Consider the following 23,019-nt stretch of genomic DNA (forward strand, 5'->3'; position numbering starts at 1 on the left):
GATGCACGGCGGACTTCACGTCCGACGGGCAAGAGCCTCTGAACCGGGAACACATCATGTGTTCCTGGTGAATAGGCTCGGTTCCTGAACCCGGCTTTTCGATTTCACTTAGCGGATACGCAGCGTTAGCCCTCCGCGCCCCCAGGGAGATACAAAAGAACCCGGCCGCCCGGAGTGTCCCCGGATACCGCCCACAGTTCCAAGCCCTAAGCAGCAGGCATAGGAAGCCCGAGGAAGAACGCTAAGTTGGTGCGACAGCCCACCGGTTCAGAGGCTCATGCCCGCCGGACGTGAAGTCCGCGGGTCATCCTGAACCCGGCCGCCCGGAACATCCCCGGATACCGCCGCTCTACCTAATTATTCCAATTCCATTTTCCCGCTTCTGACATCCTCAAACTCCTGAAGCATTTCAGCGGAAGGAGCCTTGGTCAGCAGGCTGACCACCACAATCAGAACCAGGCTGATGGCGAAGCCGATGACCAGGGAATACAGGCCGGTCACCGCTCCCAGCGTCTGACCATTTACAAGAGGTATGTAATCCCAGACAATGACGGTCAGGCCTCCGGAGACAATACCCGCGATAGCGCCGCCCAGATTCGCCCGTTTCCAGTACAGGGACAGTAAAACCGTAGGGCCGAAGGCGGCTCCCAAGCCTGCCCATGCGTTGGATACCAGCCCCATGATGCTGCTGTTGGGATTCCAGGCGATGAGATAAGCGATAGCTGCGATGCAGACCACGATGATCCGGCTTAACATGAGAACATTCTTGTCCTTGGCTTTTGGATTGATTACGCCCTTATAGAGATCTTCCGATGCGGAGGACGCCGCTACCAGCAGCTGGGAATCCGCCGTGGACATGATCGCCGCCAGGATGCCGCACAGAAAGATGCCGCCGATAAACGGAATACGGATATCTTTTGTAAACAATTGAACAATCATATTGATAAATACGTTCTCTGCGGATCCTGTGGTCTCCGTGCCAAGGATCGTGGGGAACAGATATGCTCTTCCGATGATGCCGATAAAGCATCCGAAGAACAGGGAAACCGCCACCCATATAATCGCTATAATTCTGGACTGTTTGAGTTCTTTCTCGCTCTTAACCGCCATGAATCTGACTAATATATGAGGCATTCCGCAGTAGCCAAGCCCCCAGCCGATCTGGGAGATGATATCAATGAATCCAAACGGTTTTCCTCCGTTATGGAAGATGTTCAGATAGGAATCCACACCTCCCGCCACGTTGGTCTGAGCCAGAATATCGGTTAGATTCGCCGGCCCCACGAACGCATAGCAGAGAATCGGAACCGTCATCAACCCCACCAGCATCAAAAGCCCCTGGATAAAGTCCGTGGTGCACACGGCCATGAAGCCGCCCATGAAGGTATAGCCCAGTATAACCACAACGCCGATGGTAAGTGCGATGTGATAGTCCACTCCAAATACAATATTGAACATCTTGCCGCCGGCCGCAAAGGCGGATGCCGTATAGACAACGAAAAAGATGACGATCACAATAGAGGATGCGATCAGCAGAATCCTTCTCTTGTCATGGAAGCGGTTTTCAAAATATTCCGGCAGTGTCAGCGAGTTATTTGCACGGATCGTATACCGTCTGAGCCTGGTGGAAATAAAAAGCCAGTTACACACGGTTCCCAGGAATAATCCAATCGCGATCCAGGACTGACCGGTTCCCAGCGCGTAGACTGTGCCGGGAAGTCCCATCAGCAGCCAGCCGCTCATATCGGACGCCTGGGCCGACAGTGCAGCTACCCATTTACCGAGACCACGGCCCCCCAGGAAGTAGTCCTCCGTATTCTTTGTCTTGCGCATAAAACTAAATCCAATCAGAAGCATTCCCAGCATATAGACCGCAAATGCCACCAGAACCCATACTAAATCTGTTTTACTCATTCTCTCCTCTTCTCCTCACTTCTCTTTTTTTCTGAACAGTTTCCTGTCGCTGTGTCTTACCGTATCCCCCACACCAAGCGTCAGCGGGACACCTTTTATTCTTCTATATGCTCCAACCCCTGGTTCATGATCGTCTGGATGTGATCATCCGCCAGGGAATAGAAGATCGTCTTTCCATCCCGTCTGAATTTTACCAGCTTCATCTGCTTCAACACGCGCAGTTGGTGCGAGATGGCTGACTGTGTCATACCAAGCAGCTGCGCGATATCGCAGACACACATTTCCGACTGGAACAAAACATATAGGATTTTAATCCTCGTGCTGTCGCCAAATACCTTGAAAAAATCGGCCAGATCATACAACTCCTGCTCCGGCGGTATTCGGTTTTTTACCTTTTCCACGATATCCTCATGCACATGGATATACTCGCAGCGTTCCACACCACTGTGATTGCTCATTGTTACCTCCTTGCACGCGTGTTGCCGCTCACTGGCCTTTCAGTATCTCGATTGCCTTCTGCAGCTGATTATCCTGATCCATCGGGATGATCGCCATCTTTTTCAGATCGTCGTTTAAATCAATTTCCACATCCGGCTTAATTCCCACCTCGTGAATATAATTCCCTTTCGGCGTAAAATATTTCGACACGGTTAACTTCACCGCAGTATCATCACCCAGGTCAAAGATTTTCTGGACAATTCCTTTTCCATAGGTAGTGGTTCCCACCAAGGTGCCGATCCCGTAGTCTTTTACCGCTCCGGCGAAGATCTCCGCCGCGCTGGCGCTGTTACCGTTAACCAGGACCGCCAGTGGAATATCTAACGGGGTTTTTCCTTCACCGCTGATCTCCTCGCGGTTGCCGTATTTATCTTCCGTATAGACGATCAGTCCGGCCGGAAGGATCTGCTCCAGTGTTTTGCAGACGGAATCCAGCACCCCGCCCGGATTATCCCTTACATCGATAATCAGAGACGTCATCCCCTGATTTTTAAGGTCCTCCATGGCTTCCGCAAACTGCTTCTGGGTTACCAGATCGTCGAACTGGGTAATCAGCAGATAGCCGATCCCATCATCCAGCATCTCATGCTCTACCGTGGAAACCGTCACTTCCCGGCGTTCCACGTCGAACTTAAGCGGTTCTGTCTCATCCTCCCGGACCACCTCCACCTCTACCGTTCCCACGCCGTCGTTGCTGGTTTTTACAATCGATACCACACTTTGCAGGTCCATGCCGGTCACTTCCTGCCCGGCGACTTTGTAAAGGATATCGCCTCTTTGCAGCCCCACCTCCTCGGCGGGAGAATCCCGGAACACTCTTAACACAGTAATCACGCCGGTCTTCATATTCTGGGACATGAGGATGCCTATCCCATTATAGATGCCGGTAGTGGATTCCATCATGGTGACGTAATCCTCTTTTGTAAAATACACCGAATAGGGATCGCCAAGTCCTGCCACATAGCCATAATACAGGGTTTCTATCAGCTTCTCCTCATCCACGTCCCCCATATACTTCGAGTCGATCAAAGACTTGAGCTTTTCCAGTTTCAGGTCAATCGCTTCCGTATCAAGCTGCTGTCCGGCAGCGGTATGATCAGGTGTCTGGGAAGGCGTTGTACCTAACCGTTTTGGCTCCAGACTTTTAACAAATAATACGATGGCCAGGACACACAAGGTGACCAGAACTCCTCCCAGAAAACCTTTTAAGACGCCATGATTGTTTCCCGGGTCCTTCAACCGGGTCTCTTCCGGCTCTAGCTCCTCATTTTTGTCCTGCACATTTTCCTGATTCCATTCTCTTTTTTCCTGCATCTTGCCTCCTATAAGCGAAGCAGAGCTGTCCGAAGACAGCCCTTCTTAATTTGCCTGTTCTCAGTTAACTGACATAATTCCATGGACTGACGTAGCTTCCGTTCAACCGGACCGTAAAATGCAGATGGGGGCCGGTAGAGCGTCCGGTAGAACCTACTGCCGCGATCTGTTCCCCCCTGGACACTTTCTGACCGGAGGATACGTACAGAGCGGAAGCATGCATATAGATCGTATATAACCCGCTGCCGTGATTGATCATCACATAATTTCCCATGACCGAATCGTATGCGGCGCTGACAACTTCGCCGTCATAAGCCGCCAGTATCGAGGAGCCGGATGGCGCTCCGATATCAATCCCGTTGTGGAACTTCTCGTATCCAAGGGTCGGATGGTACCTGGTTCCATAATCGCTGGTAATCCTGGTGCTGGCCGGACACGGCCAGGCGAACTGTCCGTTATCATAAGTCTGCCCTGTTTGCCCGCTGTTACTCAATTCCTGCTGGCGTTTTTTCTCTTCCTCCTCCAGCCGTTTCATAACCTGGGTCATCTGGGCTAATTCCTGCTCATACTCCTCTTTTAACTGTTCCGCGTCTGCAATGTCATTTTCGTACCGCTCGATTTCGTCGTTCTTTTTCCTGATCGCGGACTCCACGCTGGATTTGCGGTCCTCAACCTCAGACTTCATCTCTTCTAACTCTGTCTTTTCCTGGGTCAGTTTTTCTTCCGTCTCTTCAATATATTCCTTGGTCTCCTGAAACTTCACCAACATTTTCCGGTCGTACTCAGACATGGCGCTCATATACTCCACCCGCTTGAGCAATTCCGAAATACTGCCCGCCTCCAAAAGCATCGAGAGCTGGGAACCCGTGCTGTTCTCATACATATACAGAATGCGCAGCTTCATGGCCTCATATTGGCCGGCCTCCTGTTCTTTGGCAAGTTCCAGGGCCTCCTGTGTATCGGAGATCTGCTGTTCCTTCGCGGCCAGCTGTTCTTCCAGGGAACCCAGATCATCCACGATCTGGTTCAGGGAGGAATCCAGCTTTTTGATGTAATCCTCCAGGTTTCCCTTTGTCACCTTCATATCCTTTATCTGTTGTTCAACTTCTTTTATATTGGATTCGATTCCGCTTTTTTCCTTCTTCGCATCCTGAAGAGAGGTGGCAAAAGCGGGCGCCGCCATGGCTGTAATCAGCGCCCCGGACAACAGAACCCCTAATATTCGCTTCGTCATGGACAACACCTATACTCTCAAATGCTTACGAATCGTAAAGAAACTACCCAGGAACCCGATTCCGACTCCTAAAATCAGCCCAACCGGAAGCAGGGAATGGAACACTTCCTCCGCCGGCAGGAATACAAACAGTCTTGCAAGGGTCATAAACTGGGTCTGCACATATTCCACCAGCTTACTGTAAAGGTAGTAAATGATTCCCAGAGGAATCGCCGAGCCGATCAGGCCGATCAGCAGGCCTTCTACCACGAACGGCGCGCGCACGAAAAAGTCCGTCGCGCCGATTAATTTCATAATCGCAATTTCTTCCTTCCGGACCGCGATACCGATCGTAACCGTATTACTAATAAGGAATACGGCCACCGCCAGCAGGATAAAGATAATGGTAACCGATACGTACCCGATCAGCATATTAAAATCACTCAGGGTATTGGCCGTTATCTCAGACTGGTTTACTTTCTGTACCTCATCTAACGAAGTGATATAAGACACCAGCGTTTTCTGCTTGGACACATCATTCATATAAACTTCCAGGTTGGCTGCCTTGGCAAGAGGGTTGTCCTGCTCAAAACCTTCCGCCAGTTCCCCGGCATCCTTCAGATAATCCTTGGAAAATATCTCCCACGCTTCATCCGCGGAGACATAGATCACATTGGAAACCTCATCCCGCTTTTCGATCTTGCCCTTGACATCCAGGATCTGCTCTTCCGTTACATTGTCCTTAAAGAACACGGTGACCGCGACCCCGGCCTCTATATCTTTGATCATACTCTGAAAGTTCATCACTATAGCGAAGAAAAGTCCGAAGAGAAAAATACAGGCTGACATCGTGGCAATCGATGCCAGCGAGAACATTTTATTTCTATATATATTTTTCAGTCCCTGTTTGAGACTGTAGACAATTGTACTAAGCCTCATAATTGTTATACCCGCCTTTTTGTTCGTCGCTGATAATAACGCCCTTGTTCATAGTTACGACCCTTTTCTGCATGGCATCCACAATCTCACGGTTGTGAGTGACCACGAGAATGGTGGTTCCCCTGCGCTCATTGATCTCGCTTAACAGCTGCATGATATCCCAGGAATTCTTCGGGTCCAGATTACCGGTGGGCTCGTCACATAACAAAATAGCCGGACCATTTACCAGCGCCCTGGCTAACGCCACTCTCTGCTGTTCCCCTCCGGAGAGCTGCTTCGGATATGACTTATATTTTTCAGCAAGCCCGACCAGCGATAGCATCGCCGGAACCTGCTTGCGGATTCTTCTGGTCGGTGTCTCGATCACCCGCTGCGCGAACGCAATATTTTCATAGACATTGCGGTCCTTCAGCAGCCGGAAATCCTGGAATACCGTGCCGATATTCCTGCGGTATCTTGGGATCTGACGCCGCTTCAGATCCCCCAGCACTTTATTCCCCACAATAATCCTGCCTTCCGTGGGTTCAAGCTCTTTTAACAGCAGCTTGATCAACGTCGACTTACCCGAACCGCTGTTGCCGACGACGAACACAAATTCCCCCTTATCGATATGTAAGCTTACGTTCTTCACAGCCGGAGAGCCGGTGGAATAGGATTTGCTTACGTTCTTTAATTCGATCATGTTACCTCCTGTATCTGATTAGTAATTTATCGACTCCATATACTTCATGTATTTTACAACCATCAATGCGATCTTAAAGGTAATGGCATCCTCAAACACCCGAAGGTCCAGTCCGGTGCTCTTCTGCAGCTTATCCAGGCGGTATACCAGCGTATTCCGGTGGATATACAGCTGTCTGGATGTCTCGGACACATTCAGGCTGTTCTCGAAGAACTTGTTGATGGTCGTCAATGTCTCTTCATCAAAATCATCCGGCGATTTTCCGTCAAATATTTCTTTGATAAACATCTTGCAAAGCGGAATGGGCAGCTGATAGATCAGACGGCCGATCCCCAGCGCGCTGTATGCGATAATATCCTTCTCGTCAAAGAAAATCTTGCCCACATCCAGGGCCATCCTCGCTTCCTTGTACGAACGGGATACCTCTTTGAGTTCATTGACCACAGTACCATAGGCGATGTGCACGTCGGTCTCGCCCTGCGCGGTCAGCAGGTCCAGGATCATCTTCGCGGTTTTATCCAGATCCTCGTATCCTTCGTTTAAGGCCACTTCTTTCACTACGATTACATTTTTTTCATCCACAGCCGTTACGAAGTCCTTGGATTTCGTTCCGAACAGGCCGCGGATATTTTCCATGACGTTATTGTCCTTCTCATGGTCTGTTTCCACGATAAAGACCACTCTGCGCACGTCCGTCTCAATGTGCAGCTTCTTGGCCCGGTTATAGATATCTACTAACAGCAGATTATCCAACAGCAGGTTTTTGATGAAGTTATCCTTGTCAAAGCGTTCCTTGTAGGCTACCAAGAGGTTTTGAATCTGGAATGCAGCAATTTTTCCAACCATATATACGTCGTCGCTGCCGCCGTTTGCAAGTAATATGTACTCCAACTGCTGGTCGTCAAAGACCTTGAAAAACTGGCACCCTTGTACTACCTGGGCATCCGCCGGGGATTCCACAAACGCGAGCACAGCGTTCTCATAGACCTCCGCTCCCGCAAACGTCGTGGCCAACGGCTTCCCCTCCGTATCTACGATGCATAAATCAATTCTGGTAATGGCTTTCAACCCTTCAATTGTGTTCTGAAGTATCTGGTTGGATATCATCTGCTTCACTCCTTCTACATGATATAGTTATTTTTCACAAAGCGCCCACAAGATTCCCCGCGATTCAAAAGTAACCTAACATATATATTAATGCAATATTACAAAAAAAGAAAGAGGAAATACGAATTTTTTTATGCATTTCCTCAACTTTTTTATGGTAAAACTGTTTTTTTGTGGTATACACAGTTCACAAATGCACTTCCAGGAACCCTTCGCCCAGAACTTCCCGGGCATCTGTCACAATTACGAAGGCGTTTGGGTCCGTTTTGACTACGATTTGCTTGAGCTGTACGATCTCTTTCTTGGAAACCACGCAGAATAACATCAGCTTGTCCGCCCCGGAGTACATCCCCTTGGCCGGAACACCGGTCAGTCCTCTGTCCAGCTCGCTCATAATCATATCTGAGACCTCTTTTTGATGTTCTGTTATAATAAATGCCGCTTTTGAGAATTTTAATCCTTCTATAATTCCATCCGACATTCTGGAAACCACAAAAATCGCGATTACCGCATACAATGCCTTGCTGATTCCGAATACATACGCGCCCACCAGCACGACCAGAGCGTCCACCACCTGCATAATCTGGGCGATCGTATAATGCGGCAGATAGTGCTGGATCAGGGCCGCCACCATATCGGTCCCGCCTGTGGTGGCTCTGGCCAGGAACACCAGGCCCATTCCGATTCCGCTGATCACGCCGCCGAACAAAGACGCCAGAACCAGGTCATCGATCATCAGGCTGAACACCGGAATCACATATAGCCATGCGGAGAGAGCGACGGTAGCGAAAAGAGTTCTGCCTATATAGCGGATTCCTTTTATCTTGGCCGCCAGCAAAAATACCGGAATATTCAGACAGAGGTTCGTAAGCCAAAGCGGGATACCGCCTTTTAGCAACGTCCCCGTCATCTCCTTGGCTATAATGGCGATACCTGTGAATCCGCCGGTAACCAGGCCGTTGGGATCATAGATCACATTGATCGCCACTGCCATAAGCCCCGTACCTGCCAGGATCAGCAGATAATCCACCCAGGCACTTCTCTTATTCATTCTTCCTGATTCTCCTTTTCCTGATCTCGGTACTTTGTGACCCTTCTTTTAAAAATGTTCTTCTCAATCAGTTTGCTCAGCCAGCTGGTTTTTATTCCTGTATCACTCATCCCTTTCTGGTTTTTTCCCAAACCAATCCATACTTTCGCGTTGATCTTCTGCTTATTCCGGATCACGAATTCTTCCTGAAACGGAGTAGTTAAGGCCGCCAATACCACATCCGGCACAACACTGTTAATCTCATTCACAATGACATCCTCATCCCCGGTATTTGTTTCCGTGGCGCAGCTGCCAACGATTGGAACCATAGGATGATGTTCCGTCATATATTCGTGGAATTTTTCAAGTTCCAATTCCGTATTCGTCAGTAAAAACAGACTTTTACGCTCGCTTTGCAGCATTTTCATCAATTCCCGCAGGAATACGTTGTCTTCAATTTCCTGCACCCGCTGCGGGTCCGGCATCTCCAGTATACTGAGAATCTCTTTTTCTCTGGCCATACAAAGATCCATAGACCGGATCGCCTCTTTTAACTCCGGATCTTCATCCGCCGCCACGAAAAGCTCCGGTGTCAATAGCTCCAGGCTGTTCAGACAGTCATTTTCCAGATATTCTTTTACCAGCTCCAATGCTTCCTGTGCGCTGTAGTCCATAATCTGCAATCCCAAAATATTCATAACCTGACTCATCTTATCACCCGGCAGTTTGTCTGCCTTCATCTTTCCAGATTTCTTGCCTATCAAACGCAGGCAGTCCAATCAGTGTGTACGCCAGTTATCTGGGACCGGCGCTTGTCTTTTTGAACATTCCACACTCAATAAATTTGAGATCTTAGACCCGAAAATCGCGGGAGGGGGCCCCCGCTTATTTCATTTATAACCAGATATACGTACCCAGTATATCAAACCGACTTTTACTTTGCAAGTGGGAATTTTGTGCTGTCAGGGTGCCATCTTTTTAGATAGGGCATTAAGTTATATTGAGACAGAAAAACTATAAATTAAACTGGCTCATAATTTGTTTAAACTCTGGCGAATCAGAAAAATTGATCAATAAGGTTTCCCGGCTAATTCCAGAATGAAGCCGTTTTTTGTGATAGTCCAATCCGTCCTGATCAAAATCCCTTCCCATATAAGTACGATACAATACTTTGATGTAGTCATCATCTGAGAGCTGTTTGTTTACAAACTCTTGTGACAGGATAAAATTCCGTGCGGTTTGAACTGGTGACACACGTTTTGATAGAATTTCGTTTATATGATAATTCAAACCTTCCACATCGATCTTCCGCCCTAATCCTTCCCGATAAAGTCTACTGACAAACATAGTTAAATTAATACTCTGATCTCTTGGTTCCGTAAGTGTTATGGTTCCACGTTCAATACCATAGTTCTTACAGATTCCGGCAAACTCTGGAGAACGAATAAATCCGTTCAGAACATAATTCCGCGATGCACCATTTTCTAAAAATTTATTCCAATACACCAATCCGTCAGAATCATATTTACGATTTAAACAAACATCATATAAAATTTCAATGTATTCTTTATTGGTAAGATTTTTTTGTTTAAATTCATCACTGGCCATGAACCTTTCCACAACCTGTGCCGCCGTGTTCTGTTGGTTCAGCAATCGGTTTGTCCAATAACTCAAACCGTCTGCATCAAAATTTCTATCCATTATCTTTTGATAAAGACGAATTACAAACTGCTCTACAGGAGTATATTTAACCGGTGGAGTTACCGGCGGTGAAGGTACCTCAACCAGAACATCACATTCGGCTACTTTATTACCATCTCGCGTTGTAGCAGTTATCAAAGCCTTACCCTTCCCTTTTGCAGTGATTGTCCCTGAACTGCTAACTGAAACTGTTGCAGGAGCACTACTTTTCCATATGACCGTTTTATCAGTAGCATCAGACGGTTGAATCGAAGCTATAAGTTTATAACTTTCTCCAATTTTTGTTAAAGTAATTTTATTGTTATTTAATTTGATAGCTGATACTGGAATACTTTCTATTATAATATTTTGATTCAGCTGACACATTCGTCCAGCGATATCAAATTTATACGTGATCAATGACGTTCCAGCTGCTAAACAGGTAAATACGCCTGTTGATGTATTACATTTTAGAACCTTCGGATCTTCTACTGACCATGATCCGGAGGGTACCACTCCATGGTCTGAACATATAAGAGATGGGTAACCAATATCTCCAACGTTGAACTTTGTATCGGTTTTAATCTGTAAACCATAACTACCTGCCAGTGTACTCGGTTTATTATTACCAAATATTTTTCCATTAGCTGATTGTCCGGTTTTTAGCATATCCCAATAAGTATTATAAACTTTACTCTTCAGTGACTCCACCCAATAGGAAAATATAGCACCTGTTACTGGATTCTGCCCTGAACCATTTACAGCCCCCTGAACAAAACAGCTGTCTATTTCACCGCCGTTTAAATATGATATTAATCCGCCGGCATGGTTAGCAGTTACAGTAGCAGATGTGTAAGAATCTATTATTTTTCCTTCATTCAATATTCCTGCCAAACCTCCGGCACGCGACTTTGACGAGATATTGCCTCCATATACTGCAATATTTTGTAATAATCCAGACACATCCGAAAAGATACCGGCATAGCCATTTTCAGCATGAATTATCGGATTTTCAAAATTTAGATTTCTAATTGCAGCTCCTGCTTCTACTCTGTCAATCAATCCAGCGCCAAACGCACCTGTTACAGACAGATTTTTGATTATTCTTCCATTCCCTTCTAAAACACCTGCAAAATGATCTAACGTTGTAAAATTGACAGAAGATAGGTCTAAATCTTTCATTAACTGGTAATAGGTATTCGCTGTACCAGCTGTTACCATTCTTAAATCATTAGGTGTATAAATCTCGTAGGGATTGTTTTGGGTCCCCTCCCCCTTTAAGCTTTCCGGCATAGATAAATCAAAAGTAATAGAGTTATTCGTATTTATACGGATATTATCGATAATGATACCACTGTTACTCCCATCTTTATAATAGATGGTTTTATTATCATATCCCTGATTTTCGGTTCCCAACGTCTTGCCAAGTGTAGTAAAGCCCTTTTCATTAGTTGGCGAAACAGGCGCATATCCAATATCACCATCCCCCACATTCACATTACTTTCATTGGGCCGGAAGGCAAATATAAAATCTGAACCACTTTTATTCCCCTCAGAATCATACGGTCCGTTCGGATCATTCATAATTCTATAGACCAATAAACCACTGCATTTTTGAGTATCTTGATTACCATCTTCTATCTGCCGATTTTCTATTACAAATCTCTCTTTTGGATTACGATCTGATTCAACTATAATCGCATAGTTTTCATTGGGATCAAGATACTCTGCGGCCTGTAAAGTAATATTCTCTGTAGTTTCTTTATAAATTTTCAGTTTTGAACCATAGCCCAAATATTCCCGTTGATAATAAGCTGTTAAATTTGCCGGATAAGTGGCCCCCCCATCCATGATATCCCATGGTCCAAGTGGTTTGGCATCCATATCATAATAGCGGTATAAGTCTGGAAGTCCTAGCGTATGCATAAATTCATGTACAATAACACGGGATAAGCGCAGATTACTACCCATAATCCCAGTACTCATACTTCCTTTATTTAGAACATTATAGGTGCAGACGTATTTTCCATTCACCTCTACTGGAATTTCACCGGGACTCATCGTTATCTTATGCGGCCAAAGCAAATCGTTATGTTCAATATGATCCAGGCTGCCTGCCGCATAAGTTGGAAAAAGAAAGGAAATTCCGTCAATGGAACCATCATTATCATAATCCAGATTTAATCCACTATTTTCAAGCTGTGGTTTCACAATTGTCATGATTTCTGTAATCAATTCTACTTCTCTGGAATATCTTTCTGCTTCATTTGTATATCCATCTGTTACCAAACCGGTCGAGGAATCCACGTATTGTCTTTTATAATAAGTCGAATTATGTGAAACTTTTACCGATGAATAGGAACCAGCAGTATTGGGGTAAAAAGATGTTGTAATAGTAAGCTCGTTATAAGTAATACGCTTTAAATAGTTTTTTAACGAGGTCTCATCACTATTATATGTCATATCTGCATATCCGGCCGTCGTAGAATTTACATACTCACTACTGTCCTGAAATCTAACAAATATAACAATATTATCTATTTTAGTGAAAGGTAGATTTGAGTATGGATGTGGATTGCTTTCATTCTCATAATGGTCAAATTCTATGTTCAGAAGGTCTTGCGGATCAATTTGATCTTCGTCAATGACCTCATCTGCATAAACTGGCATTTGTATTAAAAGCACAAAACACATACAAATAGCTATCTTCCAAAAATAACTTAGTAACTTTCTCATATCTTCCTCCTAATATAAATATTAGCCGGTGTTCTTATACCATATCTCGTCATTGTTTCATTATTTGTTTACGCCCGCTTAATTTATACTCTAGCATATTATTAACAAAAGGACCAGTATGACATGTTACAGTTATAATCATATAATCAGGATTTTTCACTGTACAAATCTTATTCTACCTTATTGATTATACATCTTGTGATGGTATCTTGTGTATTGTACGTTATTATTATAAGATATTATTAATATGAAATATTGAAAGGTGTGTAGCAGATGAAAGAAACTACAATATCGTTAAAGCAATTATATACTAAGTGGGGAAAAAAGTTGGACAGGGAGTGTCCGTTGCCGGAGCATCCCCGGCCGCAGCTGATGCGTAAGCATTGGGAGAACCTGAACGGAGTTTGGGAGTACGCGATTCTGGAGGGGGTGCCGGGGAGGATTCCCGCGCGTTTTGACGGGGAGATCGTGGTGCCGTTTTCTCCGGAGAGCGCTTTGTCGGGCGTGGGCAGGAGGCTGGAACCGGGACAGACTTTGTGGTATTCGAGAAAGGTGCGCTTTGATGCGGGGGAAGGGGAACGGGTTTTGCTTCATTTTGGCGCGGTGGATCAGTGCTGCACGGTGTATTGTAATGGGAATACCGCAGGCAGGCATGAGGGTGGTTATTGGCCGTTTTCCTTGGATATTACGGAGTTTGTGAAGGAGGGGGAGAATCTGATCCAGCTGGCGGTGACGGATGAATCGGACGGCGGACTGCAGGCTTACGGGAAACAGCGAATGGAGCGGGGCGGAATCTGGTATACTCCCCAGAGCGGGATCTGGCAGACGGTTTGGGTGGAGTATGTGCCGGAGGTCTATATCCGGGATCTGAAGATTACTCCTCATTATGATGAGGGATGTGTGGATTTTACCCTGTTTTTTCAGGGGCAGCTGCCGCCTTCGGAGGTGCTGTTGGAGATTTTTGACGGGGATACGGCTGTGGTGCGGGAAAAGTTTCAGGGTAACAGGATCCGGGCGGTAGTTCCGGAGTTTAAGAGCTGGAGCCCGGAGTCCCCATTTCTTTATCGTGTGATTTTAACGGTTGGGGAGGACTGCGTGGAGAGTTATTTTGGTATGCGTAAGTTCGGCATGATGATGGATGCGCACGGTTATCCCAGGCTGGCATTGAATGGACGGCCGGTTTTTCACAATGGGCTGCTGGATCAGGGGTATTTTAGCGACGGGCTTTATACGGCGCCTTCGGATGAGGCGATTGTGGAAGAACTGAGCCGGGTGAAGGCGCTGGGGTTTAATATGCTGCGCAAGCATATTAAGATCGAGCCGATGCGGTGGTATTATCACTGTGACCGGCTGGGAATTTTTGTGTGGCAGGATTTTGTCAGCGGCGGAGGGCCGTTTAATATCTGGATGACTCAGAATCTTCCTTTTCTGGGAGTGGAGGTGAAGGATGACCGGTATAAGCTGCTCGGGAGAAGAGATCCTCTAGGGCGCAGGATATTTGAGAAAAATATGAGGGATACGGTCAAGGCATTATATAATGTGGTAAGTCTGGCCGTCTGGGTTCCTTTTAACGAGGGCTGGGGACAGTTTGACGCGGTGCGGATCGCACAGACACTGCACAAACTGGATCCCACCAGGCTGATCGATCATGCCAGCGGCTGGTATGACCAGGGCGCCGGGGATATCCGCAGCTATCATGTATATAATAGGAGGTTCCGAATGAAGAAGGATCCCTGCGGACGAATTCAGGCGCTGACGGAATTCGGGGGGTATAGCTGTCCCTCACGGAAACATATGGTCTCCAGGCGTTTGTTTGGATACCGGATTCTAAAAAGCCGGGAAGAATTGACGGAAGTTTATGAGAAGCTTTACCGGGAGGAAGTGCTGGGAAACGTGGAACATGGGCTGAGCGCGGCCGTGTATACTCAGGTCAGCGATGTGGAGGATGAGATCAACGGCCTGTTCACCTATGACCGCGCGGTGCTCAAGATAAATAAGGAGACGGTCCGCAGGATCAACCGGGAAATTCAGGAGATGTTTGAGAAGGCGTCTGCAGCGGCTGATACTCTTTGAGCGGCTGATACTCTTTGAGCGGCTGATACTCTTTGAGCGCCTGATACTCCTTGAGAACCTGGGCTTTTGTGGCAAGCCATTCCTGGAAGGCGGTGGCGCTGCCCGCGGCGATTCCCATGCGAAACGCTACGGCATAGTCCTGCTCCTTTAAGTATCCGGCCAGAAATCCGGCCACCATCGAGTCGCCGGAACCCACAGAGTTTACCAATGTGCCCGAAGGGGCCGGTGAGGTATGCAGCCGGCCATGCTGGTCTATCAGAAGGGCGCCGTCTTTTCCCAGGGATACCAGCACGTTCAGAGCGCCGTCCTGCCGTACCCGCATCGCGCCCTGCTTTATTTTGTCCATCGTGTCACACCGGATGCCGTAGAGTTCTTCCAGCTCCGCGGCATTTGGTTTTACCAGGAATGGATGGTATTTTAACGCGTTTTTTAATAAGTCGCCGGTGGCGTCTACCACTATGCGCGTTTTGTGTCCCCGGAGTCTTAACATGATTTGTTCATAGATATCGGAGGGCAGGGATTTCGGGATGCTTCCGGCCAATACAAGGATATCCTCCGGGCCGCAGGCATCCAGCCTTTGAAACAGCTCGTTCAGAGCTTCCGATGGAATATGGGGACCCGGCGCGTTGATTTCGGTCTCTTGCGCAGACTTGATTTTTATGTTGATTCTGGAATTTCCCTGGTGCAGCGGGATGAATTCCGCATCGCAGCCGTTTTCTTCCAGCAGTCTTTCTATTTCTCTTCCTGTAAATCCTGCCGAAAATCCAAGCGCCTTGCTGGCATATCCCAGATTTGACAGCATAATCGACACATTGATTCCCTTCCCCCCCGGATACAAGGCCTGCGCTTCAGACCGGTTGGTGGCTCCGTCTGTCAGTTTCGGAACCCATACGATATAATCTAAGGATGGATTGAACGTTACGGTGTATATCATTGCGCCTTCTCCTAATCATTTGGATTTCTTATAGTAGTTATTTGGAGATTTTATCTTTTAGTATTTATATTTTGTTATATATCATCTGTTATATATCTTCTGGTTTTAACTTTAGATCTATCTTTTAATTTTTACGGAACGAATTAAAATCATCCACAAGGCTTTTTACATCCCGAATGATATCGTCAAAAATACCTGCTTTGTACAGATTCAGGATAATCAGGCCCAGCGGGACCGCCAGAATCATCCCAAGCACACCGTCGATCCGGTATCCCAGGAACATGAACAGCAGAGTCATCAAAGGATCCAGTCCCACGGAATCCCCCACCATCTTCGGTTGGATCAGCTGGCGCACCAGCTGGCTTACGCCATAGATAATCATCAGGCCGATGGCCATCCGGTAATCCGACGTCAATATTTTAAACAGCGCCCATGGGATCAAGGCGGTTCCTGTCCCAAAAAAAGGCAGAAAATCAAGGATCGCAATGAGAATCGCGAAGATAACCGCATAGTTCACGCCCAAAAAGACAAATCCGATAAACAGGATCAGCGCTACGATCCCCATGATTTTGAACTGCGCTTTGAAATATCCTCCCAGAATATGCTTAAAATCTCCGGTAATCATGTCCACTTTCTTCTGGATTCCCTGTGGCGTGTGACGCCGGAAGAACGCCAGGATTCTCTCCCGGTCGGCGATAAAGAAGTAAGCGGATAAAACAGCGAATATAATTGAAATCAGCACGGACGGAAGGTTCCGCGCGATGTTACCGGCCGCTGCCACGGTCGGCTTGCCGATTCCCTGCATAATCCCGCTGACGTAACTGCCAAAATCAGCGGACACCTCCGCCCACCAATCCTGCACGCCCTGAGGCAATTTTTGGAAGAAAATGGAAAGCTTCTGCCCCGCCTGCGCAAAATCCATGGATACGGACTCGTACATTTCCGGCAGATTTCCTACAAAGCTCCCCAGCTCGGTGATAATTTTGGATATAGCCAGATACCCAGCCAGCACCACCAGCGCCAGTGTCCCGATAATAATCAGCATGGAGCCATGCTTGCGCACGATTTTTAACCTGCGCTCCAACAGCCGCACCAGAGGATTCGCGATCATCGCAATGATCCATCCTATGACCAGCGGCATGAAGAATACGATCAGTCTCGGAGCGAAATAGCATAGCAGCACTAATCCTACAATCCAGATCAGCAGATTCAATATCGTCTTCAAGTATTTCGTGGCCTTATTCATAACCCTTGTCCTTCCCCACTCCAATTTTTTAGGCTTGTCTATCTTGTAAGTTATATTTCTAAGTCCAGAGTTTTAGAACTGTTATGGGACGATTCTTCTACCTGATTTTATTTTATCAAAGAACTGTGGACGCTACAAGAGGAAGCTGCCGCAGGAAAAGCTGTCCTCTACTTCCCATGCCTTGAATAAAAGTACGTAGCGAAGAAGATCACCGACGCAATGATGACAATGGTAGGACCGGTGGCCGTGTTAACATAATAGGATATAATGAGGCCTACAATGCCCGAGAACAGGGAGAACAGAATAGAGAAGAAATGGTACTCCCGCATGTTCTCGGATATGTTCCTGGCGGAAGCTGCGGGCAGAATTAAAAGCGCGTTGATAATCAGGATTCCCACCCACTTGATGGAGAGCATGACGATCACCGCGATGCAGACCGCGAAGAGGTTTTCGATCAGCTTCACCCGGATTCCCCGGCTGGCGGCAAGGGAGCGGTTAATGCTGATGGAATTCAGCTGGTTGGAACACAGAATCCAGAAGATAAACGTTCCTATGAGCAGAAGGACCAGGTAGAGGATTTCCCGCGGGGTAATGCTAAGGATATCGCCGACCAACAGGCTCGAATATTTGCTGAAATTACCTCCCTGGGCCAGGATAACCAATCCGACAGCGATGCTGAACGAGGAGAACACGGAGATGACCGTATCGGTGGCCATCAGGTTCCGGCCTTTGATCTGGTTCAGGGCAAGGGCAAAAAGCACCGCGAAAATCAGCATGGAAAGGTTCGTGTCCGGGATGCCGAACAGGACGCCGACGGCTACGCCGGTCAGGGCGGAGTGTCCCAGGGCGTCGGAAAAAAAGGCCATTTTGTGATTCACAATCATGGTGCCCAGGATTCCGAACAGCGGTGTGATCAGCAGAATGGCCAGAAAGGCCTGTTTCATAAAATCGTATTGTACCCAGGAAAATGGCAGGACGGATTCCAGCAGTTCATAGATCATTTCGCTCCCTCCTGTTCTAATGGATAGCGGACGGAGCCGAATACGCTCCGGAACTCCTCGCTTTCAAAGACTTTTGCAGGCGGGCCGTCCTTTAAAATCCTGGTGTCCAGAAGGATTACCTCATCCGCATATTCGGCCACGTATTCCAGATCATGGGAAATCAGAATAATAGCCAGATCATGATTATTTTTGTAGTCATAGATCGTACGGTAGAATTTGGCCATGCCGTTTTGGTCGATGCCGGAGGCAGGCTCGTCCAGAATCAGAAGATCCGGCTCCTGGATAGTCGCCAGGGACAAAAGCACACGCTGAAGTTCACCGCCGGACAGGTTGCTGACCTGCTCGTCGATCAGATGCTCCACCTGAAAATAAGACAGCTGCTCCCGGATTTTTTCGTACTCTCTCCGGCTCTTTTTTAAGAAAACGGGGACACGGCTGGAAAAACCGGCGATCAGATCATATACGCTGGTGGGGGTGTTCTTATCGATATTTATACTCTGGGGTACATAACCGATGTGCAGGCTCTGCACCTGACCGTTTTCCTGGTTCGTAAAGACGATCTCCCCGGTGTGGGGGATCTCTCCTAACATTGCTTTCACCAGTGTGGATTTGCCCGCGCCGTTTTTGCCGATTATGACATTTAATTTTCCGCAGTGAATATGGATATTGATATCTTCCAGGATCACTTTTCCTCCCCGGACCACACCGATATGATTCATCTTTATACAGTGCAGGCCGCAGGGCTCTGTGTGTATTCCCATAAGCTACAGCGCCTCCCTCAATACTGCCAGATTTTCTTCCATTCCCCGGATATAGCTGTCGGGATCCCCGTCACCGGTGACCAGGGAATCCAGGATGTATACCTTGGCTCCGCTTTCTTTTGCAACCGCTTCGGCCACCTTCGTACTGTACTGTTTTTCCACAAACAGCAACTGAACCTCTTTTTCTTTGATCACCTGCATCAGATGGGCCAGTTGGCCGGCGCTCAGAGTATTATCCTCCTCGATCTCGATAACCTCCGCCACCTGAAGCCCGCACGCGTCCGCAAAGTAGGCGAAGGAGTCATGGAAAATAATAATATTGGCCTGTCCGGTTTTCCCGGTGATCTTACTTGCTTCCACCCGGAGCGGCTCCAGCTTTTTGCGGTACGCCTCCGCGTTTTGGCGGTACTGTTCCGCATGAACCGGATCAAGGGATGCAAGTCCCCCGGCAATGTTATCCACTTCCTGCATATATTTGGAGACATCCATCCACACATGGGGATTCTCATCCCCATGGTCATGCCCTTCATGGCCGTCTTCCTCATGACCTGCGCCAAACGTTTTCATCTCCAGCATAGAGATCCCGTCACTGGCTGTAATCACCGGCAGACCGGGATAATTTTTCAGCACTGTGTCAAGGAAGCTCTCGATCCCGCCGCCGTTGATGATAAATACATCCGCGCCGGACAAGGTCTGCATATCTTCCGGAGACAGCTGATAGTCGTGAAGACAACCGGTCTGGGGTCCGGTCATATTGGTAAGCTGTACGCCGGGGATATCCCCGATGACGTTCTCGGCCGCGATATACATAGGATAAAAGGAGGTGACCACTTCAAGTGTTCCCTCCCTTTCCTCATGCGGTTCTTCTGTAATTGTGACAAAATGAATCACCGCGGCGCTGATCGCAGTGATCACCGCCAGCAGGATTCCTGTAAATACATATTTATTCTTCATTGATGAATTGCTCCATATACTCCCAGATCTCTTCCCTGCCCTGTTTGGTCAATGCGGAATAAGGCAGAACCGGCGCCTGCGCCGGCATCCCGAGACCGGTGCGGATCAGTTTGACCTGTTTTTGCAGCTGGCTTCTCTTGATCTTATCCAATTTCGTGGCAATGATAATGGGCCGGAACCCCTGATGGTTGATCCAGTCGTACATCATCCGGTCATTGGCGGACGGATCGTGGCGGATATCGATCAGCAGGAACACGGCTTTTAGCTGCTTCGATCCATGCAGGTAACGCTCGATCATCTTCCCCCATTTTTCCTGCTCCGACTTAGATACCTTCGCGTAACCATAGCCCGGCAGATCCACCAGGTACATCTGATCGTTAATATTATAAAAATTAATGGTCTGCGTCTTTCCCGGCGAAGAAGATGTTCTGGCCAGGGCCTTCCGGTTCATCAGGCCGTTAATCAGGGAGGATTTCCCCACATTAGATTTGCCCGCGAAGGCGATCTCCGGCTTGTCCGTTTCCGGCAGCTTGCTGGTGATTCCGCAGACGGTTTCCAAACTTACATTTTTTATGATCATGGGCTGTCTCACCTACTTTGCCAGGGCATTCTCCAATACTTCCGTCATATTTTCCACATACCGGATGTCGATGCCCTTTTTGATTTCCTGGGAGATCTCCGCGATATCCCGTTTGTTCTTAGCCGGCACCATAACCATCTTAATCCCGGCATTTTTCGCGGCCAGGATCTTCTCCTTGAGCCCGCCCACCGGGAGCACACGGCCCCGCAGCGTAATCTCGCCGGTCATAGCCACATCCGCCCGGACCGGAATCTTCGTCATGGCGGAGAGCATGGCGGTTGCCATGGTAATACCCGCGGAGGGACCGTCCTTGGGAACCGCCCCTTCCGGGATATGTATGTGAATATCGTTTTTCTTAAAGAAATCATCCTGTATTTTATATTCTTTGCTGATGGAGCGCAGGAAACTGATTCCCGCCTGGGCGGATTCCTTCATCACGTCCCCCATCTGGCCGGTCAGACGGAATTCTCCTTTGCCCGGCATGATATTGACCTCGATCTGGAGGGTGTCTCCGCCCACGCTGGTCCAGGCTAAGCCTCTGGCGATACCGATCTCGTCGGTTTCGTTGGCCATGTCGAAGACGTACCGCTCTTTTCCTAAGTACTTGCCCAGATTATTTTCCGTGATCCGGACCATCTTTTTGTGATCTTCCATGATCTCCCTGGCCGCTTTCCGGCAGATCTCGCCGATTTTCCGTTCCAGGTTACGCACGCCGGCTTCTCTGGTATAGCCGCGGGCCATCTTGCTGTAGGCTCCGTCGCTGATCGTTAAAAGCTCCGGGGTCAGGCCGTGTTTCTCCAACTGCTTCCGGTACAGATGTTCTTTCGCGATATGCAGCTTTTCATTTTCCGTATAGCTGCCCACCTCGATCAGTTCCATACGGTCCAGCAGAGGTCTTGGGATCGCGTTTACGTCGTTGGCCGTGGCGATAAACAGCACTTCGGACAAGTCGATGGGGATTTCCACATAGTGATCCCGGAAATGGCAGTTCTGCTCCGAATCCAGCACCTCCAAAAGCGCGGAGGACGTGTCTCCTTTATAGTCACTGCTCACCTTGTCGATCTCGTCTAAGAGCATCAGCGGGTTCTTCACTCCCGCCTGCCGAAGACCGGCGGCGATTCTGCCCGGCATGGCTCCGATATAGGTACGGCGGTGTCCGCGTATCTCAGCCTCATCCCTCACGCCGCCCAGGCAGATCCGGACATACTGCTTGTCCAGCGCTCTGGCCACAGATCTGGCGATGGATGTCTTACCGGTCCCGGGAGGGCCCACCAGGCACAGAATCGGGCTGTCGCCCTTTTGGGTCAGCTTGCGGACCGCCAGGAATTCCAGCACCCGCTCTTTGACCTTCTCCAGGCCATAGTGATCCTCTTCCAGAATCTGTTTCGCATTTTTGATATCTTCTTTGTCCTGGGACTTCTTATCCCAGGGCATTTCTAACAGGGTCTCAATGTATGCCCGCTGAACCGCGGACTCCGATGAATTCTGCCCGCTGTTTTTAAAGCGCTGGATTTCCTTTTGGATCTTCTCCTTGACGGAATCCCGGGCCGTTAATGTCTCCAGTTCCTCGGCGAAGCGGTCCGCGTCGGATACCGTGTTATCTTCGCCCAGTTCCTCCCGGATCAGTTTTAACTGCTCCCGAAGGATATAATCTCTTTGATTTTTATCTATGCGTTCCTTTACCTTTTGCTGAAGATCGTTCTTAATCTTACTGATCTCCACCTCATTGCTCAGAATCACACTCAGCAGCTCATATCTGGCCGTCAGGTTGACCGCTTCCAGAATCTTCTGTTTTTCCTCGTAATATAACGGGATATTGATGGCAATCTGATCTACCAGCCGCTTCAAATCCGCTATCTCCAGCAGCTGCTTGATCAGTTCTTTTCCAATCTTTGGATTTTCCAGCGCATACTGGCCGAAGATCTCTTTTAAATTCCGGATCATGGCTTCCCGGCTGTTTTCGGGAATCTCTTCCATCTCCTCCGTGTCAAACCGGATTACCTCAGCTTTCAGATATTCCCCGTCTGTTTCCAGATACGACAGCTCCGCGCGTTCGATCCCTTCCACCAGCACCCGCAGTATATTGTTGGGCAGCTTGATGATCTGTTTGATCACCGCGATGATCCCGATTCTATAGAGCTGATCCTGCTGAGGCTCCTCCGCTTCCGCGTCCCTCTGCGCGATCAGGAAAATATTCTGGTCCTGAAGCATGGCAGCTTCCGTAGCCTTGATCGATTTGTCTCTGCTTACATCAAAATGTACTATCATATCCGGAAGAATTGTCATTCCCCTGAGTGCAATCGCCGGTAAATGTCGAATAAGCTCACTCATACCGCTTCCTCCTTCGTTCCTAATAT

Annotated in this window: 18 protein-coding genes; 1 reads left to right on the plus strand and 17 read right to left on the minus strand. The window is 48.1% G+C overall.

Translation table 11 applies throughout. The features are described 5' to 3' along the window. Nucleotides 1–357: 357 nt before the first annotated feature. The 10 genes from putP to KTH89_RS19555 all read right to left on the minus strand — a co-directional run bounded on the left by putP (nucleotide 358) and on the right by KTH89_RS19555 (nucleotide 13,113). Nucleotides 358–1,914, minus strand: coding sequence for a sodium/proline symporter PutP (gene putP / locus KTH89_RS19510; RefSeq protein ID WP_158347647.1), 1,557 nt, complete (start codon nucleotides 1,912–1,914; stop codon nucleotides 358–360). A gap of 95 nt (nucleotides 1,915–2,009) precedes the next feature. Continuing rightward, nucleotides 2,010–2,372, minus strand: coding sequence for an ArsR/SmtB family transcription factor (locus KTH89_RS19515; protein WP_158347645.1), 363 nt, complete (start codon nucleotides 2,370–2,372; stop codon nucleotides 2,010–2,012). A 28-nt stretch (nucleotides 2,373–2,400) separates the two neighbouring features. Next, entirely contained in the window at nucleotides 2,401–3,726 is a 1,326-nt protein-coding gene (locus KTH89_RS19520) for a S41 family peptidase (protein ID WP_238722816.1), read from the minus strand. Between the two features lie 64 nt (nucleotides 3,727–3,790). Beyond that, nucleotides 3,791–4,960, minus strand: a complete 1,170-nt coding sequence (locus KTH89_RS19525) for a murein hydrolase activator EnvC family protein (RefSeq protein ID WP_158347641.1) — start codon at nucleotides 4,958–4,960, stop codon at nucleotides 3,791–3,793. A 9-nt stretch (nucleotides 4,961–4,969) separates the two neighbouring features. Next, entirely contained in the window at nucleotides 4,970–5,878 is a 909-nt protein-coding gene (gene ftsX, locus KTH89_RS19530) for a permease-like cell division protein FtsX (RefSeq protein WP_158347639.1), read from the minus strand. Beyond that, on the minus strand, nucleotides 5,868–6,560 hold the full coding sequence (gene ftsE, locus KTH89_RS19535; protein ID WP_158347637.1) for a cell division ATP-binding protein FtsE: 693 nt from the start codon (nucleotides 6,558–6,560) through the stop codon (nucleotides 5,868–5,870). Before ftsE ends, ftsX begins: the two co-directional genes overlap by 11 nt. A gap of 18 nt (nucleotides 6,561–6,578) precedes the next feature. Next, on the minus strand, nucleotides 6,579–7,667 hold the full coding sequence (locus tag KTH89_RS19540; protein WP_158347658.1) for a PucR family transcriptional regulator: 1,089 nt from the start codon (nucleotides 7,665–7,667) through the stop codon (nucleotides 6,579–6,581). 187 nt (nucleotides 7,668–7,854) lie between these two features. Beyond that, nucleotides 7,855–8,718, minus strand: a complete 864-nt coding sequence (locus KTH89_RS19545) for a YitT family protein (protein ID WP_158347635.1) — start codon at nucleotides 8,716–8,718, stop codon at nucleotides 7,855–7,857. Beyond that, nucleotides 8,715–9,437 (minus strand): WecB/TagA/CpsF family glycosyltransferase, encoded by a 723-nt coding sequence (locus KTH89_RS19550; protein WP_158347633.1) that lies wholly within the window; start codon nucleotides 9,435–9,437, stop codon nucleotides 8,715–8,717. The genes KTH89_RS19545 and KTH89_RS19550 overlap by 4 nt, the downstream gene beginning before the upstream one ends. 274 nt (nucleotides 9,438–9,711) lie before the next feature. Next, nucleotides 9,712–13,113, minus strand: a complete 3,402-nt coding sequence (locus KTH89_RS19555; RefSeq protein WP_238722817.1) for a DUF4214 domain-containing protein — start codon at nucleotides 13,111–13,113, stop codon at nucleotides 9,712–9,714. 273 nt (nucleotides 13,114–13,386) lie between these two features. On the opposite strand from KTH89_RS19555, the gene KTH89_RS19560 reads away from it, so the two are divergent. Beyond that, a complete protein-coding gene (locus KTH89_RS19560) occupies nucleotides 13,387–15,186 on the plus strand; it encodes a glycoside hydrolase family 2 protein (protein WP_238722818.1) in 1,800 nt (599 codons plus the stop codon). On the opposite strand, the gene pfkB is transcribed toward KTH89_RS19560, so the two are convergent. The 7 genes from pfkB to lon form a co-directional block, all read right to left on the minus strand. Beyond that, nucleotides 15,128–16,120 (minus strand): 1-phosphofructokinase, encoded by a 993-nt coding sequence (gene pfkB / locus KTH89_RS19565; protein ID WP_238722819.1) that lies wholly within the window; start codon nucleotides 16,118–16,120, stop codon nucleotides 15,128–15,130. The two genes, KTH89_RS19560 and pfkB, sit on opposite strands and share 59 nt — an antisense overlap. 124 nt (nucleotides 16,121–16,244) lie before the next feature. After that, nucleotides 16,245–17,366 (minus strand): sporulation integral membrane protein YtvI, encoded by a 1,122-nt coding sequence (gene ytvI / locus KTH89_RS19570; RefSeq protein WP_238722820.1) that lies wholly within the window; start codon nucleotides 17,364–17,366, stop codon nucleotides 16,245–16,247. A 167-nt stretch (nucleotides 17,367–17,533) separates the two neighbouring features. Next, nucleotides 17,534–18,367, minus strand: coding sequence for a metal ABC transporter permease (locus KTH89_RS19575; protein ID WP_158347626.1), 834 nt, complete (start codon nucleotides 18,365–18,367; stop codon nucleotides 17,534–17,536). Next, on the minus strand, nucleotides 18,364–19,128 hold the full coding sequence (locus tag KTH89_RS19580) for a metal ABC transporter ATP-binding protein (RefSeq protein WP_238722821.1): 765 nt from the start codon (nucleotides 19,126–19,128) through the stop codon (nucleotides 18,364–18,366). Before KTH89_RS19580 ends, KTH89_RS19575 begins: the two co-directional genes overlap by 4 nt. A gap of 3 nt (nucleotides 19,129–19,131) precedes the next feature. Then, nucleotides 19,132–20,082 carry a metal ABC transporter substrate-binding protein gene (locus KTH89_RS19585; protein ID WP_238722822.1) on the minus strand — a complete coding sequence of 317 codons (951 nt, stop codon included), beginning with the start codon at nucleotides 20,080–20,082 and terminating at the stop codon, nucleotides 19,132–19,134. Further along, nucleotides 20,072–20,662: a ribosome biogenesis GTP-binding protein YihA/YsxC gene (gene yihA, locus KTH89_RS19590; protein WP_238722823.1), complete on the minus strand. Its 591-nt coding sequence runs from the start codon at nucleotides 20,660–20,662 to the stop codon at nucleotides 20,072–20,074. Before yihA ends, KTH89_RS19585 begins: the two co-directional genes overlap by 11 nt. Nucleotides 20,663–20,674: 12 nt before the next feature. Further along, a complete protein-coding gene (lon, locus tag KTH89_RS19595) occupies nucleotides 20,675–22,993 on the minus strand; it encodes an endopeptidase La (protein ID WP_238722824.1) in 2,319 nt (772 codons plus the stop codon). Between the last annotated feature and the right edge of the window lie 26 nt (nucleotides 22,994–23,019).

Origin of the sequence: Diplocloster agilis, assembly GCF_019042275.1 — a bacterium.
Lineage (GTDB): Bacteria > Bacillota > Clostridia > Lachnospirales > Lachnospiraceae > Diplocloster > Diplocloster agilis.

Coding starts and splice junctions, on each gene's coding strand:
- putP (WP_158347647.1), bottom strand. CDS start 1,914: ATGAGTAAAACAGATTTAGTATGGGTTCTGGTGGCATTTGCGGTCTAT.
- KTH89_RS19515 (WP_158347645.1), bottom strand. CDS start 2,372: ATGAGCAATCACAGTGGTGTGGAACGCTGCGAGTATATCCATGTGCAT.
- KTH89_RS19520 (WP_238722816.1), bottom strand. CDS start 3,726: ATGCAGGAAAAAAGAGAATGGAATCAGGAAAATGTGCAGGACAAAAAT.
- KTH89_RS19525 (WP_158347641.1), bottom strand. CDS start 4,960: ATGACGAAGCGAATATTAGGGGTTCTGTTGTCCGGGGCGCTGATTACA.
- ftsX (WP_158347639.1), bottom strand. CDS start 5,878: ATGAGGCTTAGTACAATTGTCTACAGTCTCAAACAGGGACTGAAAAAT.
- ftsE (WP_158347637.1), bottom strand. CDS start 6,560: ATGATCGAATTAAAGAACGTAAGCAAATCCTATTCCACCGGCTCTCCG.
- KTH89_RS19540 (WP_158347658.1), bottom strand. CDS start 7,667: ATGATATCCAACCAGATACTTCAGAACACAATTGAAGGGTTGAAAGCC.
- KTH89_RS19545 (WP_158347635.1), bottom strand. CDS start 8,718: ATGAATAAGAGAAGTGCCTGGGTGGATTATCTGCTGATCCTGGCAGGT.
- KTH89_RS19550 (WP_158347633.1), bottom strand. CDS start 9,437: ATGAAGGCAGACAAACTGCCGGGTGATAAGATGAGTCAGGTTATGAAT.
- KTH89_RS19555 (WP_238722817.1), bottom strand. CDS start 13,113: ATGAGAAAGTTACTAAGTTATTTTTGGAAGATAGCTATTTGTATGTGT.
- KTH89_RS19560 (WP_238722818.1), top strand. CDS start 13,387: ATGAAAGAAACTACAATATCGTTAAAGCAATTATATACTAAGTGGGGA.
- pfkB (WP_238722819.1), bottom strand. CDS start 16,120: ATGATATACACCGTAACGTTCAATCCATCCTTAGATTATATCGTATGG.
- ytvI (WP_238722820.1), bottom strand. CDS start 17,366: ATGAATAAGGCCACGAAATACTTGAAGACGATATTGAATCTGCTGATC.
- KTH89_RS19575 (WP_158347626.1), bottom strand. CDS start 18,367: ATGATCTATGAACTGCTGGAATCCGTCCTGCCATTTTCCTGGGTACAA.
- KTH89_RS19580 (WP_238722821.1), bottom strand. CDS start 19,128: ATGGGAATACACACAGAGCCCTGCGGCCTGCACTGTATAAAGATGAAT.
- KTH89_RS19585 (WP_238722822.1), bottom strand. CDS start 20,082: ATGAAGAATAAATATGTATTTACAGGAATCCTGCTGGCGGTGATCACT.
- yihA (WP_238722823.1), bottom strand. CDS start 20,662: ATGATCATAAAAAATGTAAGTTTGGAAACCGTCTGCGGAATCACCAGC.
- lon (WP_238722824.1), bottom strand. CDS start 22,993: ATGAGTGAGCTTATTCGACATTTACCGGCGATTGCACTCAGGGGAATG.